This is a genomic window from Photobacterium andalusiense (assembly GCF_900185625.1).
GTDB classification, from domain to species: domain Bacteria; phylum Pseudomonadota; class Gammaproteobacteria; order Enterobacterales; family Vibrionaceae; genus Photobacterium; species Photobacterium aquimaris.
Genome location: NZ_FYAJ01000001.1, coordinates 916,211 through 933,427, shown reverse-complemented (window position 1 = coordinate 933,427; position 17,217 = coordinate 916,211). Strand labels below are relative to the sequence as shown.

Sequence of the window (17,217 nt, the reverse complement as noted above, 5' to 3'; positions counted from 1 at the left end):
AGATTAAGCGTTAGTTGAGAGTGATTTTGGCTCCGTTACTGCTGGTGGTGATGCGCTAAAATCATCACGATTAAAGCCATCATGCAGGCGATAAAAACGTTTATAAACAATGGCGCTGATTAACATTAATACCGCAGGTAAACCAATCATTAACCATTGAATGCCTAGCAAGGTATCAGCAGTTTGAGTTTGGTTAGCTTGATAACCAATCAGTGATAGACCAACACCGACGATGAAGCCGCCAAATGCACCAGCAAATTTCACTAACATAGTTTGAATTGAGAAAATAATACTTTCGCTGCGACGACCAGTTTTAAACTCACCGTAATCAACAACATCAGAGAGCATTACTGTTTGAAGGGCGTTCGCTATACCAACCCCAAATTTGATAGCAGCACCCGATAGACCAATTAGCAGCAGGTTACCTGGTGCAAATACGTTCATTCCAAGTAAGATCACACAAGATAAAATCGGCATACTACATGCGATGATCCACAGTAATTTACGCGGAATAAGATTGGCTAAGCGTGGGAATAAAAACACACCAGCCACTTCTGCAATACCCGCGACCATCATGTAAGCTGGGAACAATTCTTTATTGCCTAATGCGTAGGTGAAGTAGTAAATCGCAAATCCACCCACCAACATATTGGCGATTTGAAAGGCTAAAACTGTTGCAATAAGCGTTTTGAGTTGATCGTTACAATTAATAATGTGTAGTACATCTTTAAAAGTAAATTTGGTGGTCGTAGGAATCGACGTTTTAACGTGTTCTTTAACGTTTTTTGCGGTGATAAAGGCACTAATAATAAACAATACTGCAATTATCATCGCTGTTATTTGAAAGCCGCGACCTTCATTACCATCACCAAGGGTCGTAACGATATATAAGCCGTAAGTACCTGTAATAAACCACGCGAGGCTGGCAAACAAACGTGGCCATACCACTAATTTTTCTCTTTCTGGGCGTGAACTTGATAATGAAGGGATCATTGACCAGTAAGGAATGTCCATAATGGTGTAGGTCAAGCCCCAAAGAATATAAGCAATGGCAGCATAAACATACAAAGCTGTTCCTTCAAAAAGGTGGGTACTGAATAAGCCAATAAGAACAACGGCATTGATCAGCGTACCGATTACTATCCATGGGCGAAATTTACCAAAACGTGAACGGGTATTGTCTACCACCATGCCCATCATTGGATCGGTAATCGCATCGATAATACGTGCAGCTAAGAATATGGTACCGACGAAAGCGGCAGAAATCCCCGCAACATCAGTAAAATAATACATAAGAAAGATATAAATCGGCGCACAGGCAAAGTCTTTGCCTAATGCGCCTAGTCCATAACTGAATTTGGTTTTTAAGCTAATAGTTTCTGATGACATAGTGTAGGGCCTTATATTATTTTTTTATTATTATTACTTGTTGGCGCTACTACGACTGTGATCAAAACCAGATTAGTGGAAGCGGTTACACTAAGTTTGTTGTTTTAAACGATCCATCACAAAAATAGCCATATTATAAAGATCTGATGCGTAAAATAGTGAATATTTGAGCTGCTATGACACTATAAATGCTGATGTAATTTACGCGTTTTGGTGAATAAGTAGTAATGTGTGGTATCGGTTACACTTATATTTAAGCTAAGAATAACCACGTATCGCAATCGTGAATTAGCTATTTTTGAATCAAGATCAAGTCATAATAACTTTGCGTTTTTGAGTACCGTCTTTACGGTTAAACAAGACTATTATGAAAAGAGTTTATTATGTAGTGACTCTAAGTAAGGATAATTTATGAAGATTTTAGCTATACCTGGGAAAATGCCGATCACTGAACAATGGTTATTAAAAATTCTATCAGCAACAAATTGGAATAGCAGCGCGATTGAAATGCACCGATTTAAAGCATGGGCTAGCGATGAAGCATTCAGTGTTGATCAAGAAATAAGTTATCTGCCATCAGGGCATTATGATGTTGTGATCACTAAATCTATCGGTTGTTTAATTACATTGAGAGCTCAAAACAAGATTAGTTGGAATAGATTAGTGCTTATCGGTGTTGCATGGAGTTTATTTTCTGAGTCGGAACGTCAGCTTTTAGCGGCACTTGAAGAAAAAGCGTTGCCAGTGTTAATCATTCAAGAGAAGCACGATCCTTTTGGTACTTACGCTGAGATATCAGAGCAAGTGAAAGCTAAAGAGTATATTCGTTGCATTGAGGTGGAAGGGGATAGACACCAATACACTGATACCGTTGCAATAGGTAAGCTTATTAATCAATGGGTAAATGAAACACAACCAGCGGTTTTATCATAATTTTCAAAAATGAAACAAAAATTACTATAATTCGTTTTTTCCTTTGTCATTAGACGGTATGTTACTTAATATGAATCATGTTTCCTATTGGTTGATTAATGACAAAGGATACCGACATGAACAAAATAATCAGTGGCGCAATAATTTTATTACTTACTGGATGCACTGAAATACCAAATGATACAACATTAGAAAAAGCCTTTTATTCTGCGGCACAGTCTTCAAAAGCTAACACCATTTTAACAGTTGATAATTTCGTTAAAGTAAGCGGATATATAAAGCAAGATTATTACATTGCTGAAATTAGTTATGACATTCGTTTTATCAGTAATCAAGAAGAACAGCAGACCATTAATAAAGATACTCTAACTTCTGGTTTGGGCTTACACGCACTGTCAATGGAGTATGGTCAGTATAAGCTTGGGGATATAAGCAGTAATCAGCAACAAGTGATTTTTATAAAAACCAGAGCAGGTTGGCAAGTTAAAGCATAAAAAAAGCAGCCGATTTTCAGGCTGCTTTAGTACGTTTTATGAGCTAGGAATATTATTTATTCTTTACTGTCGCGATACGAGAACAAACAGGAATGTTCGTTGCATCAAGACCAGGCGCTGTATTATGGAAATCAAACTCAAGCTCAACATCTGGTTTAAAGATTAAGCAGTGTGTTGAACCACCAAAGTGGAACATACCTAATTCATCACCTTTATTAATGTGCTGACCTTCTTCTACAGTAACAGCACAAGAAGACACCTCTGCCATACCAATCGCAATGAAACACATCAAGCCAATTTTAGGGTTATCTGATTCAATAAAGATCACTGCACGTGTTGCAACAGCTGTTAAGAATGGTTGTGAATTGTTAGGTGCACTGTCATCAGCGCCATCAGGATTATTGAAACCTTGGTAACGGTTACCTAAGTAGTATGAACCATTAACCATAAAGGTTTTCTTAATTGTACCACTCACTGGACTATTCCAACGGTGATAGCTTAATGCACTAAGAAATGCTTGATAAACCGTACCACCAACAAATTGCTCTGCAAGTGGATCAAAATCCATCATGTTTTCTAATGAGTAAGGTTGACCTTTAAGCCAGAAGCTTGAAGATTTAGCAACATTAGTCACTACTTGTAAAGGTGCAGATTCACAAGCGTTAGCGATAACATCGTCACCTTCTGCTACAGGTCTTACGCCGTCTTTAAAGGTACGAGTAAAGAAATCATCCCAAGACTTAAAGCCATAGTGTTTATCTGTTGGATCACAGTTAAAGAAATGCTCAAATGGTTTATTATGATTTTCTGAATCACTAGCTTCAGCTTGACAAGCTACAGTCACCATTTCTTTTTGAGCATTATCACTTAACCAACCAAATACTTTTGGAATGCGATCCGGATGATTTTCAACTAACACTGAACGTGATGCTGGAGATGAAAGGTATAGACTCCAGTACGTTAGAATTTTCTTAAATTGTTGGTTAACAAGTTCGTTAGCAAAGAATGCATAACCAGAATCTGTTGCCATTGGCCAGTCAAGAAGGGCATTAATTGGAAAGCCAATTAAACCACAAGGCTCTAATGCGCCTGTTTTAGGATCTAAAAACTCAGTACATTCTGGTGCTTGAGTCATAATATGATTTAATAAAACTAAAAACTCATCAAAACTATTCACCTCAGATGTTTCCAAAGGTGTTAATTCTTTATGGCTTTTAGCCTCAGTGAACATATCTTGAGAAAGACGTAATAAAACAGGATCGTTTTCTACTAATTCTTTAAAGTCTGCAATCGGTTGAGCGATTGAGTGAGATGTTAAATGCGTACGTGTTTTTAAATCTTTAATCCAAGCAGCAACATGTGCTTTATTTTTAGGAAGCCAGTTGCCTTTTAAAAGAGGGTATGTCTGATTCATAATTCTATACCAAATGATAATTTAAATTTAAAAACGCTAAAGCATGACATCATATTAAATATATAAATTGATGTGCTTAACATTAGCTACACTTTATCGACAGCAAGATTTTAAGTCATTATCTAAAATCTAAACGTAAAAACTCAATTATACGTAATCAATAATTCTAAACAGAGAATTAAGTAATAATTACATATAAGCGCAATAACCATAGACCAAAAAATCATTTAAGGTGAATTTTATTTATTTAATTATTTTGAAAAATAATTACGGGGTAGAGAATAGTAAAAAATGTATCTTTAGTGAACTCTATTGGTTGGTATTGGTTGTAATTCGATCTGATTTTGTGTTTTTGTCGTTGATATTACTGATTTTATTTTTTCACCTACGATGGCAATAATTCAAAAGTGTGACTTGTGTCACGTTTTGTTTTTTTGTTTAGGTTCATCTTAATAGCACAAACAATAAATAACTTATTTAAATTATTGGTGGAAAAAATGACTTTAAAAGTAACTGCTAAAGGTTTTGAATTACCTGATTACATGGAAGCTCATATTGAATCTGAGTTTGCTAAATTCGATAAATTCCAAGTTGTATTTCATAGTCGTAATGTATTTATGAAATTAGAACCAGGTCGCCAATTTATTGTCGAAATTGCAGTAAAGACAAGTGTTGGTGATATTGAAGCATCAGCAGATGAAAAAGAATTAAGTGAAGCATTAAGTGCAGCATTTGCACGTTTAGAACGTCAAATTATCAAGAAAAAAGAAAAACCACTAGCACATCGTTCTGAATTAAACGAGCGTGATAAAGAAAACTTCTTAAAAGAAGAAGAAGCATCTGCAGAAGCTGCAGCTGATATTGTTATTGCTGAAAATAACAAATAATAGTGTTTAATTTGCTATGTAATAACAGCATAGTGTATTAATAATATTATTAGTTAAGCAAATTGAACCTCGATCAATAACTATTGATCGAGGTTTTTTTTATGCGGCTTGCTGATTGATAACGGTATTTTGTTTCTTTACACAAACAAAAATAGCATTACCAGAGTGACCGTTCCAAGGCACGATTTTATCGTAGCTGTGTTCAAACATCGTGATATCAAAAAAAGGTGCAAGTAATTGCTGTAATTGCACAAAGTTGATCGCCACCATTGGATGATTATCACGCCAAGACTGAGTGACATTGTCAGCTGTTTTTTCAATATGCAGCTGTAATTGTTGATGCTCACCCTCACCACTGTAATGCCAACCAGATTGGAACATAAAGTGATTGCCTTCAAACTCGGTGGTATGACGCACAAAGGAGCTGTTATCGATTTTATCTTTGTCGACAGCATTAAAGCAAAATACACCATTTTCAGTTAACGCATTGTAAGCACTCTCAATACATTGCATCAATTTTTCGATATTGGCATTGTAGTGTAATGAATATAGGAAACACGTTATTAAATCTAACTGCGTATCAACGGTAAAATTACACATATCGTGCTGCACAAAAGTAGCTTGTGGACAACGTTGTTGAGCAATATTGAGCATTGGTTGATTAATATCTAAGCCACTTGCTTGATAGCCATAACCAATAAAATGCTCAACATGTGGACCAGTACCACAAGCGAGATCAAGATAACGAGTGCCTTGATTGCCAAATAGCTGGTGGAGTCTACGAATACAATTACTTTGTTCTTGGTAATCAATATCTGCACACATTAAATCATAGTAGCCAGACAAATCAGTGTATAAAGCGTTATAAGACATGGTTAACCTAATGATTATAAAGAGATTATATTGGTTTATGGAATGGCCCAATTACCAAAGTTGCGCGATATTAGCCTAGCTTTGCAAATGCACCAAACAATATTTTTCAAATTAATCAATTAATTGAAGTTGCGCTTGTTTCATGCTTTGTAGGGATACTGCAATGTGTCTAGATTGGTAGTAATCGAGGACTTTTTCTGTTGTAGTAAGAGAGTAAATATTATTGTTAAGGAAAACTGATGGAACTCTCGATTTATCAAGTAGATGCATTTACATCACAGCCTTTTAAAGGCAACCCTGCAGGTGTATGTATTACCAAAACGGCACTTGATGATGATTTAATGTTAGCGATTGCCGCTGAAATGGCATTACCAGAGACTGCTTTTTTAGCGCTTGATGACTTTAACCTGCGCTGGTTTACACCAACCGTTGAAGTTAAATTATGCGGACATGGCACATTAGCGGTTGCCCATATTCTCAAGCAGCACTACGACGTTACCCAAGGTCAACAATTGGTTTTTCATACTTTGTCTGGGGAATTAGTCGTTACGATAAATACTAATAGCATTGATATGAATTTCCCTGCAGCACACATTGACTCGACGTTTATTCCAACACCTGCTTTATTGACTCATTTAGGGTTAACTACCGATCAAGTACTGAGTAGTCACTTTTTTAATGGTAAGGCCTTAATTGAAATTGCAAATGAAGCTGATTTATTAGCATTAGCCCCTAATTTCGATGGTTTGAATAGTGTAGGTGGGTTATCAGCAGTGGTTGTTACCTCACCGTCAACAACAAATACGGCTGATTTTATCTCACGCCATTTTGGGCCTTGGGTCGGCATTAATGAAGATCCTGTAACGGGAGCGGCACATTGTGGATTAGCGGTCTTTTGGGGCAATAAGTTAAATAAAACTCGATTAACCGGCTATCAAGCATCATCACGGGGTGGTGAGGTTAAGATTGAGCTATTAGGTAATCATCGAGTGATGCTTAGTGGTCAAGCTGTAACCGTATTAAAAGGCACAATGTTGATATAACGCTATTAGCGGTTATTAATAATGCGGTGAGATTAAGCAGTGGAAGACTAAATATTAGTGTAAGTGTTGCTTATTACTGACGGACAGGGATAATCATTGCTCTTTTAATAAAGAGAAAGAGCGATATTTTTATGCGCCTTGATAAATTTGTTTGTAAAAGTACCGCACTTACTAAAGAGCAAGCCATTGCCGCTATTATTGATGGCGAAATAATGGTCAATGGTGGTGTTATCACTGACACTGCAACTCAAGTACATGAAAATAATGATGTGAGACGAGCAGGAGCGCGACTCTATCCTCGTCCATTTCGTTATCTATTAATGCATAAGCCAGCACAGACCATTTGCTCGAATATTGATGAAGTTTATCCGTCATTGTTTAATTACATTGATATAGAACGTCCACAAGAACTCCATATTGTAGGGCGGTTAGATGCAGATACAACAGGTTTAGTTCTGATTACAGATGATGGTCGGTGGTCATTTAATATTACTTCTCCCAATAAACTATGCCCTAAAGTATACCGAGTTAAACTTCGTCAACCCATTGATGAAAATGCGAAACAGTTATTTGCACAAGGCATTAAGTTACAAGGTGAAACCCAGCTTACCGCACCAGCCTCATTGGCTATTATTGATGAAAAACAGGTGTTATTAACCATTACAGAAGGTAAGTTTCATCAAGTAAAACGTATGTTTGCAAGCATTGGCAATAAAGTTGTTGGCTTACACCGTGAGACGATCGGTGATGTAACGTTAGATGTTAGCGAAGGTCAATGGCGCTATTTAACCAGTGATGAAATTGAGGCATTACGCCAACAATAAATACCAACAATGGTGCGATACCGTGATCTAAAATAGGTATCGCGGCATGTAATTTAATGAGGATAAATCGGTGAAAAAAAGTCAATTAGGTTTTCTTGTGGTAGCAGCAACACTGCTTTTAGCTGGCTGTAGTGGCGAAGCAACGGTGACTGCGACCCCTGTGAAAAATGTTGATACTGTATCGGTCACATCACCTGAAGATATTGATGTATTTTGTCCAACGGGTATTTGTACTTTTGAATTATCAACTTCTGCGCCAACAAAAGTAACCGTTACTATGCACTACGACTACAGCAAACTTTACACCAAAATAGAAGGGGTAAGTGTTGTTGGTGAAGGTGCAAAAGACGCCAAAGTGGTTGATGAAGATCAATTCACTGTTGAACTAACCAAAAAGAATACTCCTGTAAAAATTGAAGTAATTGATTTTTACCGTAACTAAATAGCTTCGGCTGGAATATCATTAAGCAGTCTTTACTTATCTAAGGGCTGCTTTCTACATATCCTCATACATACCTTTCATTACCAGAATCAATTAAAACTCAATAAAACATTGATCTATAATTGCTACTTATTGGTTATTAACGTTTTTCTTTTTTTATGATTAGATTGCATGTCTTTGGTAAGTGATGGTATTGCTTTTTTATCATGGACTAAATGTCTGATTGCCATAATAGGGTGTTTGAGTAACATTTTTGGTCCTGAATAACGCATTATCGTTTGTGATTTGAGCTTTTGTTGTGGCTTGTAACAATGGATAGGGCATTGTTTACAGCTGGGTTTATTTTCGCCATAAGGGCAGCGATCAAGACGGTGTTTTACATAGTGCCTAAATTGCTCGCAATCCGTACAACGCTGAAATGGGGCAGTATTGGTTTGATGGTGATTTAAGCAATAAAGGTCAATCATTGCGGTTATGGTATTAAATTCAGTATTAAGTGTACCAGATAGACAAAAGTCAGTGTTTTTATCCACGTTTGTCACCGTTATGAGTAAAAGGAATTATTCTAACGCTTATAAAGATGCATTTTAAATAAAAGTTTCATGAAAATGATAAATTATGACGATAAACTCGCATTATTTTAGCAATAAGTATCAATAATGTTTACAAATTGATAAATTTAATGATTAAACACAAGAAACATGCCGAGATGGCTTGATTTAACGGGAGTTGAGCAGTAGTATCCACGCCTCGATTTTTATGGTGGTGTATATGAGCAGATTTGAGTGCCTTGAAAGAATTGTCGACGAATATCGTAAAAAAGTTCGTGACGCAGAGTTTAACCGTCAGAACGATAGTGAAGTCGCTAAAGTTCTAGTTTTATTAGTCGGTAACTCAATGTTCAGTCTGGCTGATGAATTTGCTGATTGGGTTAATCGTGGCGGTGATCGTAGCTACGGCGGTAAATTTTTTGTTTCTAAGCAACTAATGACATTGCTAGAGCCAGTAACTTTCCGTGGTGTAACGGTTCGTCGTGATTCGATTAAACTATTCAGAATTTCATAAACCTGAGTGGCTTCCAATCGTTATTCAATGACTCTCCGATAGAAAAATTGAAAAACAGATTTTTGATCTAGCTGTTCAGCGTGGTCAATAAAAAGGGGATGCTACGGCATCCCTTTTTTGTTGATTACAGTCAATCAGTATGTTTACCTTCACTTCCTGCACTTCCTGCACTTCCTGCACTTCCTGCACTTCCTGCACTTCCTACTTTTCCCTTGAGTATCAATACCGAGTTATGGTCAACTAGCACCAAATAAAATATATAAAGAAAGAAGGTAATTTATGGACGCTGAATTTTGGCATAGCCGCTGGGCTGAAGATCGGATTGGTTTTCATCTGACCGATGTTAATCCGTTGCTAGTGAAATATTGGCCTCAGGTTAATGCTCAACGTGATGATCGAGTGCTTGTTCCTATGTGTGGTAAGTCCGAAGATCTAGTGTGGTTAGCGGGTCGTCATAACGACGTTGTTGGCATTGAGCTAAGTGATATCGCTGTTAAAGCGTTCTTTGCTGAGAATCTCTACACACCGTTAGTAACAGGGGTAGGGAGCGAGCATGTGTATTCTTTTGATGAGATCACGATTTATCAGGGTGATTACTTTACCGTTCCTGTCGCGCCAGTGGATGTGGTTTATGATCGCGCCGCTTTAATTGCGATGCCACAAACAATGCGTGAACGTTATGTAGAACGTTTATTGAGTTTGGTAAAGCCTGGTGGACGAATTTTATTGGTAACACTGGATTATCCGCAGTCACAAATGGATGGCCCTCCGTTTTCTGTGCCTGAAGCTGAAATAGCAACGTTATTCAATGGTTGCAAGATCACTCATTTAGCGCGTGATGACGCTGATGAAAATCATCCTCGTCGTCGACAGGGAGTAGAACGTTTTGCTGAAGAAGTATGGTTAATTGAAGTTTAATTAATACTAATACGGTGAGATAAATAATAAAGGCGTCATTATGACGCCTTTGTTGTCTTTATTGCGCCGCTAAGGCTACATAATGACCTTAACGTCTGCTGCAGTAGCAATGGCATCAGTGACGGCAGTATCAATGTCATCACGGCGAGTGAGCGCAACTCCTAAGCGACGACGACCATCGATTTCAGGCTTACCAAAAAGTCGCACTTGTGTTTGTGGGCGTGATAACGCCGCAGCAAGGTTATCAAAACGAATATTGGTCGATACACCTTCAGCAAGAATAACCGCTGAAGCTGATGCGCCATAGTGAGTAATTTGCTCAATTGGCAAGCCTAAGAAAGCACGAACATGGAGTGCGAACTCAGACAGCTGTTGAGAAATAAGGGTCACCATACCGGTATCGTGTGGACGCGGAGAAACTTCACTAAATAGCACAGTATCGCCTTTAACAAACAGTTCGACACCAAACAAACCGTAACCACCTAATTCGTTCACAACCTTCTGAGCAACGTCCTCAGCTGCTTTTAGAGCAGCAGCAGACATTTGTTGTGGCTGCCATGACTCACGGTAATCACCATCTTGCTGGCGATGGCCGATTGGTGCACAGAAATGGACACCATCAACAGCACGTACGGTTAACAACGTAATTTCATAATCAAAATCAACAAAGCCTTCCACAATTACACGGCCAGCGCCTGCACGGCCGCCTTCTTGCGCATAATGCCATGCTGACTCAATATCGGCTGCAGTTTTGATCACGCTCTGACCTTTACCTGATGAGCTCATGATAGGTTTAACTACGCATGGCATCCCAACGCGGTGAACAGAGGCTTCAAAATCCGCGAATTGATCTGAGAATTCGTAAGGGGAGGTTGGAATAGCCAATGTTTCAGCGGCTAAACGACGAATACCTTCACGGTTCATGGTTAGTTTGGTCGCATTAGCTGTTGGTACAACATTGACACCTTGGCTTTCAAGTTCAACCAAAGTATCAGTTGCAATCGCTTCAATTTCAGGCACCACAAAATGGGGTTTTTCTAGTGTAATAATGCGTTTTAGTGCATCACCATCTAGCATATCAATCACATGGCTACGGTGGGCAACCTGCATTGCTGGTGCGTTCTCATAACGATCAACGGCAATGACTTCAAGCCCAAGGCGCTGACACTCAATAGCAACTTCTTTACCTAGCTCACCAGAACCAAGTAGTAATACACGGGTTGCATCAGAACAAGTAGCTGTACCAAACATTGATATTCCTTACGATTAATCATTAAAGGTGAAATCTGAAACCAATAATACCTTATTTTTATCTTTGCGCAATCGTTTGCTTTTGATCTGGTTAAGGCTTGAGCATAGCTATGAATAAAAAAAAAGAATAAAAAAAACCGCTTATTGTAAGCGGTTTTAAAAAGGTTATTTTTTACGATTTTCCCAGTGAGTGATAAAAGCAACCGAGAGAATAATAATCGCCGCACCAAGCCAGAGCCGACCAGGAGGCGCCCAGCCAAATACCAGCCAGCCACCTAATACGTTTAGCGGTAATTTGGCATGGTCAAATGGTTGTACAAAAGAAGCATCAGCCACTGCGTAAGCTTTTGCAATTGCCCATTGTGCTAAGCCCGTAAGGAGACCGGCTAGAATTAATAACCACCAGCTAAAGCTCACTGTTGGCATAGTAAAATCAGGCGCGGCTAAAAGAAGGTTAAATGGTGTCATTAAAATAAGTAGATACATCACGATAGTGGTTGGCGATTCGTGACTTGATTGCTTTTTCACCATTAAAGAATAAGCAGCCCAGAAGAATGCTGCGCCAACAGGCAACAAGGTCGCGATATTAAAATCTTCAGACCATGGCTCAAGAATAATCATCGCGCCGGCAAATCCGGCTAAGGTAGCAAACCAGCGTGCTTTACCTACTTTTTCTTTTAGAATTAGCCCTGAACCGATAGTGGCAAATAGCGGTGAAATCATCAGCAACGCAATGCCTTGCCAAATAGGTACTGGGTAGGCCAAGGCCCATAACCATAATTGAATACCAATAACCGCAAAAAACACCCGTAAACAGTGTAGCCAAAAGTGATTTGTTCGAAGCGATTGACGAATACCAAGCGTACGCAACCAAGGGAGCATCGCGATCAGCGCAATGAAATATTGGATCAAAGCAACAGAGGTTGAAGGAACACCCATTTTGATACTAAGGTACTGGGCTAAACTGTTCACGATAGCGAACGCGAGCCCTGCGGTAAGCATCCATGCTGCGCCTTGCAAAGGATTATGTGTTTGAGACATTGACATTGGCTTCTAATAATAAGGTGGCAAGATGATACGCTTTTGATGTTTGATAGCCAACATTGTTCAAGTTTAGTTAATAAAAAACCGCCATGAAGGCGGTTTTTTAGTATTTTTTAAACAATTATCAGCTTAATAAGCAACATAGGTTAGTTGCACATCTGGATTCAGTGCTTCTAATAATGCTTGAGTTCGTGCAAGTTGGCTTATTTTGCTTTCAGCACTTTCGACTAACGCCGCTTCAACAATTTCAGAAAGCGGGTAGTTAGACATGTTCATATTAATCAAAGCAACTTGCAGCGGTGGCAGGCTTGGATTAAATGCTGCGTTTTCTGCATACATACCTTCAAAAATACGACCATCTTGTGCTTTTAAAGCTACGCCACTGAAGTTTTTAGAATAAGGTGCGTGTGAACGGTTTGCCGCTTTACAAGCAGTAACAACCAACGCTGCATCTTCTTCGATATCAATACCATTATCGATGTCACTTAATAAGCCATCTTCAATGCCTAAATCAAGTGGACCAAATGAATCAGGTAAATATTGCTGTAATGTCATTGGTTCACGTTGCGGCAGTTGAATGATCATATCTTTAGCTGAGGTTAATTCATTCATGAACTGACGACAGTGGCCACATGGGCTGTAATTGATAGTGACATCTTTAATGCCTGCTTCACCTTTGATCCATGCATGGCTGATCGCAGATTGCTCGGCGTGAATGGTACAACCCATACTCGCGTTTTCAAATTCCATGTTGGCACCGAAATATAGGCGACCAGATGTGCCACGCACTATCGCACCAACATAGAAATTAGAAATAGGCACAACAGCATAAGAAGCAGCAATAGGAAGGAGAGCCAAGCGAAGTTCAGTATCAGTCATTTGAGTCGTTGATAATAAAAGTTCGAATTGCTCAGGACTGATCGTGGAATCGAAATCTGAAGCTTCAATAATAGGCTTTAAAGCTGACGCCAATTCAGCAGGTAATAAGCTTAATGCTTTTATAACACGTGCGTGCATTGGGTGTTACTCCTTCATTGTTGATGGCAAAACATTCTATGTGAATCATATTCCATTAGAAGTGATCTTGATCACATTGTTAGCTTTGTCATTACACCCATTACATTTGTGAGAGTGGCGTCACACTTGTTATTGCAATCAACAATACAATATTTCAATAACTTAGCAATATTTAATCGCATTGATCAATTTGTGCTCAGTTGCGCATAGTGCAATCAAGCATGACCAAACAAGCGCAATAACAATGGGAACATTAACGGCGCTAATAAGGTTGTCATAATGCCGCAAATCACTAAAGCTAATGAGCTAAATGCACCTTCTTGATAGTTTTCTTCCACCGCTTTTGCTGTACCTAATGCATGGGAAACCGTACCAATCGATAAGCCTTTTGCTAAAGGATGCTTAACGCGAAACAGTTTCATGATTGGATAGCCTAATACCGCACCAAATAAGCCGACAATAATTACCATTGCAGAGGTGATCGCAGGAATACCACCAATCTGTTGAGAAGCAGCCATTGCTAGTGGCGTTGTGATTGATTTAGGTAAAATACTCGCCGCTAGTTGCGCATCAGCACCCATAGAAAACGCAATCGCAGTACCAAATGTCATCGACAGTACGCTACCAACAAAACATGAGGTTAAAATCGTTTTCCACTTACTGCGAATTAAACCAATTTGTTGGTATAACGGAAACGCCAACGCCACAACCGCAGGACCCAATAAATAGTTAATGACTTCATTTTGTGCAAAATAGGTTTGGTAAGGTACTGCTAACCATTTCAGCGCAACGATCATCACAATAAGGGTGATTAAAAGGGGATTGAAAAAAGGGCTTTTTATTTTCATTGCTAAATAGCGTGCAGAATAGAAGCACACTAAGGTTGCTACTAACCAGATCATGAGTCTTTTTCCTTATGGTGTACCGCCAAGCCGATCACTATTAATACAATAATGGTGCTACCAAGGGTACTGGCAAAAATGATTGCCGCATTGTCTTTAATTACCCCTAAGTAATTCATTAAACCAACACCGACTGGCACAAATAACAATGCCATGTGTTTAATTAATAAATTACAGGTACTTTCTACCCACTCAGCACGGCAAATGCCAGTGACAAGGCCGAAAAAGAGGATAAATAAACCGATGATACTGCCTGGAACGGGTAATCCAGAATAGTGTTGAATGGCTTGTCCTAAAAAGAAACAAATCATAACGATAGCAAATGAGCGTATATAATTCATAGGGATTACAACTCTAAAATATTTCATTTATCATACAAATAAACATGACGATTGTCACACTAATTTTTTTCGATTAATGAACTATATTTGTTTTGGTTTATAAAACAAGCACAAATGTTATTGAGTTGTCATAATCCACCAGCCAAACAGTAGTATAAAGGTAATTATCATAACTGTTGTAATGATAGTGTATTTTATGTTAACTGCTTGATGTAAAGGATTTTTTTGCTTTTTATTACTGATAATGGGCCAAGGAGAAGCAGATTTTAAGACCGATGTTTCGTTGCGGACGGCTGTGGTATTTGGTAACGATACTCGAAAGCCATAACTTGGAATAATATAAATAGGTATTGCCATTTTACCGTTGCGGAGTAATTTTTTTGACAGTGATAGCAATAGAACATTGAGATCGTATTGGTGATCACCGCTTTCTTCATAGGCATTGGGGTAGGTAAAGGTATAACGGTATATTGATTCGGTGCTAACCACTTCACCCGCAAGATAACACAGAGAGGCTAAAAAGCGTGATTCGTCGTCAGTTAATAGGGTTTGTTGATTATCATGCCAGCGAAGGAGCCTATTTTCAGGAATGAAATCAATACCTTCAAAGCGATAACACTTTGTTGCTGTTTTCGTCGTCATTATTCCACCCATCTATAAACGCCTCAAACACAACATTACTTGATAGCATTAAGTGTTAACCTAATAACGATAATCATCAAATTGCGATTCTTATTAATAATAAAAAAGCCTGTCATAATAGTAATATGACAGGCTTAATTGACTCTAGATAATTATAAGATAATGAATTACATCAACTTATTAATATAATCATAGAGCGATTTCATGATCTTCATTTTGTGTTCATTAGACTGGCAATCAAGCGCTACCGCTTCAAAATTTTCCATATATTTGCCCATGTTCTCTTCAAAGAAATCTTGGCAATGGTGCTTCCAACGTTGTTGTTCTTGATAGGTTAGCGTTAAAGGATAATTACGCGCACGATAGCGGAACAATAGCGGCTTAATACGCTCGTCATCGACATTGATTTCCAAGGTAGCTAATGAATCAACTGCGGTTTCACGAATAATATCCATCGTCGAACGATCAGCTGTCGAGAAGAAGCCGTCGTAAAGCATGGTATCAACGTTGCCATTATTAGCGTATTCACGTTTAACACTGAACATTTCAACCAGCTTTTCGCGAACTTCAGGGTGTTGCTTTAATAACGCTAAATGTTTAAGACATAACTCGCGATCAATACCTAATCGAGCCGCATCTTCAGCTTTAAGAGTTTTTGCAGGCGCAAGCACAGGGCATTTATTTAAATGCACTTCTTTGATTGGCACAGGCAGTTCATCAGGCCCAAGATCGATTCGCTTAGTGTATAAACGCTCACGCAGTTGCTCGGCATCAAGCTCAATTAATGGGGTTGGATCTTGGGCAAGGTTAACGCAGATCACCGCATTTTTATTATCAGGATGCCATGCCAGCGGCACAATCCAGCTAGTATTACCGCATTCAGTACCAAACATACCTGAGATATGCACTAATGGCGTTAGCTCGACAATATCAATCAAGTTTTGCAATTGACGCTTATTGCGCAAGTTAAACAAGTAGTCAAACAGCTTAGGTTGGTTTTGTTTTAAAATCTTTGCCAGCTCAATAGTGGCATACACATCAGCCATTGCATCATGGGCATTGGCGTGTTCAATACCATTAGCAATTGAGAGTTTCTCAAGCTTAAAGCTCGGACGGCCTTCATCGTCAGTCGGCCAGTTAAGCCCATCAGGACGCAATGCATAACAGGTACGCATAATGTCTAATAGATCCCAGCGCGAGTTACCATTTTGCCATGCCCAACCGTAAGGATCATAAAAGTTACGGTATAACGTATAACGGGTTACTTCATCATCAAAGCGAACATTGTTGTAACCAATCACGCAGGTATTCGGCTTTGATAGCTCAGCATGAATTTGCGCAATAAACTCAGGCTCTGATAAACCTTTCTCCATCGCTTCTTGGGGCGTGATACCCGTAATTAAACAGGCTTCAGGAGAGGGAAGGTAATCGGCTGGTGGCTTACAATAGATCACCAAAGGCTCACCGATAATGTTCATCTCCATATCGGTACGCACCCCTGCAAACTGGCAAGGGCGATCATTTGCTGGACTAGCACCAAAGGTTTCGTAATCAATCCAGTATAATGTTGGTTCGTTGGTTTTTTTCATAGTTTTCCCAAAAGCCGTTGGCTCAATATTAAGTTACTGCAATCAATGACACGCTGCATCACAACTTAATATTATCTTAAAGCAATACGTTATAAGGCTAAGTATCCCGTAACTAACCTAATAGAGGCAAGTTTTTAGGGAAAATAAAG

At 38.8% G+C, this 17,217-nt stretch carries 20 protein-coding genes; 9 read left to right on the top strand and 11 right to left on the bottom strand.

The window, feature by feature from the left end; translation table 11 throughout:
* Positions 1-3 precede the first annotated feature (3 nt).
* Positions 4-1,389 (bottom strand): melibiose:sodium transporter MelB, encoded by a 1,386-nt coding sequence (gene melB / locus PAND9192_RS04270; RefSeq protein ID WP_087852677.1) that lies wholly within the window; start codon positions 1,387-1,389, stop codon positions 4-6.
* Positions 1,390-1,800: 411 nt separating this feature from the next.
* Here melB and PAND9192_RS04265 point away from each other — a divergent pair, with 411 nt between their 5' ends.
* On the top strand, positions 1,801-2,322 hold the full coding sequence (locus PAND9192_RS04265; protein WP_087852676.1) for a hypothetical protein: 522 nt from the start codon (positions 1,801-1,803) through the stop codon (positions 2,320-2,322).
* A gap of 116 nt (positions 2,323-2,438) precedes the next feature.
* A complete protein-coding gene (locus tag PAND9192_RS04260) occupies positions 2,439-2,816 on the top strand; it encodes a hypothetical protein (protein ID WP_087852675.1) in 378 nt (125 codons plus the stop codon).
* Between the two features lie 52 nt (positions 2,817-2,868).
* Here PAND9192_RS04260 and PAND9192_RS04255 read toward each other — a convergent pair whose 3' ends face one another.
* Entirely contained in the window at positions 2,869-4,230 is a 1,362-nt protein-coding gene (locus tag PAND9192_RS04255) for a phosphatidylserine decarboxylase family protein (RefSeq protein WP_087852674.1), read from the bottom strand.
* A 497-nt stretch (positions 4,231-4,727) separates the two neighbouring features.
* Between PAND9192_RS04255 and hpf the strand changes: the two genes are divergently transcribed.
* Positions 4,728-5,117 carry a ribosome hibernation-promoting factor, HPF/YfiA family gene (gene hpf / locus PAND9192_RS04250; protein WP_087852673.1) on the top strand — a complete coding sequence of 130 codons (390 nt, stop codon included), beginning with the start codon at positions 4,728-4,730 and terminating at the stop codon, positions 5,115-5,117.
* Positions 5,118-5,216: 99 nt separating this feature from the next.
* Here hpf and PAND9192_RS04245 read toward each other — a convergent pair whose 3' ends face one another.
* Positions 5,217-5,990, bottom strand: a complete 774-nt coding sequence (locus tag PAND9192_RS04245; RefSeq protein WP_087852672.1) for a class I SAM-dependent DNA methyltransferase — start codon at positions 5,988-5,990, stop codon at positions 5,217-5,219.
* Positions 5,991-6,229: 239 nt separating this feature from the next.
* On the opposite strand from PAND9192_RS04245, the gene PAND9192_RS04240 reads away from it, so the two are divergent.
* The 3 genes from PAND9192_RS04240 to PAND9192_RS04230 all read left to right on the top strand — a co-directional run bounded on the left by PAND9192_RS04240 (position 6,230) and on the right by PAND9192_RS04230 (position 8,299).
* A complete protein-coding gene (locus PAND9192_RS04240; RefSeq protein WP_087852671.1) occupies positions 6,230-7,033 on the top strand; it encodes a PhzF family phenazine biosynthesis protein in 804 nt (267 codons plus the stop codon).
* A gap of 131 nt (positions 7,034-7,164) precedes the next feature.
* A complete protein-coding gene (locus tag PAND9192_RS04235) occupies positions 7,165-7,857 on the top strand; it encodes a pseudouridine synthase (protein WP_087852670.1) in 693 nt (230 codons plus the stop codon).
* A gap of 70 nt (positions 7,858-7,927) precedes the next feature.
* The gene (locus PAND9192_RS04230; protein ID WP_087819829.1) at positions 7,928-8,299 is read left to right on the top strand and encodes a spore gernimation protein; all 372 of its coding nucleotides are present in this window, start codon (positions 7,928-7,930) and stop codon (positions 8,297-8,299) included.
* Positions 8,300-8,424: 125 nt separating this feature from the next.
* Here the strand turns inward: PAND9192_RS04230 and PAND9192_RS04225 are convergent, their stop codons facing one another.
* Positions 8,425-8,832: a nitrous oxide-stimulated promoter family protein gene (locus PAND9192_RS04225; RefSeq protein ID WP_087852669.1), complete on the bottom strand. Its 408-nt coding sequence runs from the start codon at positions 8,830-8,832 to the stop codon at positions 8,425-8,427.
* Between the two features lie 238 nt (positions 8,833-9,070).
* On the opposite strand from PAND9192_RS04225, the gene PAND9192_RS04220 reads away from it, so the two are divergent.
* From PAND9192_RS04220 to PAND9192_RS04215, 3 genes are all read left to right on the top strand, one after another.
* Complete coding sequence (locus PAND9192_RS04220; protein WP_005367981.1) at positions 9,071-9,364, top strand: hypothetical protein; 294 nt, start codon at positions 9,071-9,073, stop codon at positions 9,362-9,364.
* A gap of 80 nt (positions 9,365-9,444) precedes the next feature.
* The gene (locus PAND9192_RS20620; protein ID WP_159458200.1) at positions 9,445-9,618 is read left to right on the top strand and encodes a hypothetical protein; all 174 of its coding nucleotides are present in this window, start codon (positions 9,445-9,447) and stop codon (positions 9,616-9,618) included.
* 25 nt (positions 9,619-9,643) lie between these two features.
* A complete protein-coding gene (locus PAND9192_RS04215) occupies positions 9,644-10,282 on the top strand; it encodes a thiopurine S-methyltransferase (protein ID WP_087852668.1) in 639 nt (212 codons plus the stop codon).
* Between the two features lie 75 nt (positions 10,283-10,357).
* On the opposite strand, the gene purT is transcribed toward PAND9192_RS04215, so the two are convergent.
* The 7 genes from purT to sbcB form a co-directional block, all read right to left on the bottom strand.
* Positions 10,358-11,533 carry a formate-dependent phosphoribosylglycinamide formyltransferase gene (gene purT / locus PAND9192_RS04210; protein ID WP_087852667.1) on the bottom strand — a complete coding sequence of 392 codons (1,176 nt, stop codon included), beginning with the start codon at positions 11,531-11,533 and terminating at the stop codon, positions 10,358-10,360.
* Positions 11,534-11,698: 165 nt separating this feature from the next.
* Complete coding sequence (locus tag PAND9192_RS04205) at positions 11,699-12,574, bottom strand: DMT family transporter (protein WP_087852666.1); 876 nt, start codon at positions 12,572-12,574, stop codon at positions 11,699-11,701.
* Between the two features lie 132 nt (positions 12,575-12,706).
* The gene (gene cdd, locus PAND9192_RS04200) at positions 12,707-13,594 is read right to left on the bottom strand and encodes a cytidine deaminase (protein ID WP_087852665.1); all 888 of its coding nucleotides are present in this window, start codon (positions 13,592-13,594) and stop codon (positions 12,707-12,709) included.
* Positions 13,595-13,809: 215 nt separating this feature from the next.
* Positions 13,810-14,496, bottom strand: a complete 687-nt coding sequence (locus PAND9192_RS04195) for a CidB/LrgB family autolysis modulator (RefSeq protein WP_087852664.1) — start codon at positions 14,494-14,496, stop codon at positions 13,810-13,812.
* Positions 14,493-14,837, bottom strand: coding sequence for a CidA/LrgA family protein (locus PAND9192_RS04190; RefSeq protein ID WP_087819823.1), 345 nt, complete (start codon positions 14,835-14,837; stop codon positions 14,493-14,495). Before PAND9192_RS04190 ends, PAND9192_RS04195 begins: the two co-directional genes overlap by 4 nt.
* Positions 14,838-14,954: 117 nt before the next feature.
* A complete protein-coding gene (locus PAND9192_RS04185; protein ID WP_144018077.1) occupies positions 14,955-15,479 on the bottom strand; it encodes a hypothetical protein in 525 nt (174 codons plus the stop codon).
* 167 nt (positions 15,480-15,646) lie between these two features.
* Complete coding sequence (sbcB, locus tag PAND9192_RS04180) at positions 15,647-17,068, bottom strand: exodeoxyribonuclease I (RefSeq protein ID WP_087852662.1); 1,422 nt, start codon at positions 17,066-17,068, stop codon at positions 15,647-15,649.
* Positions 17,069-17,217 lie beyond the last annotated feature (149 nt).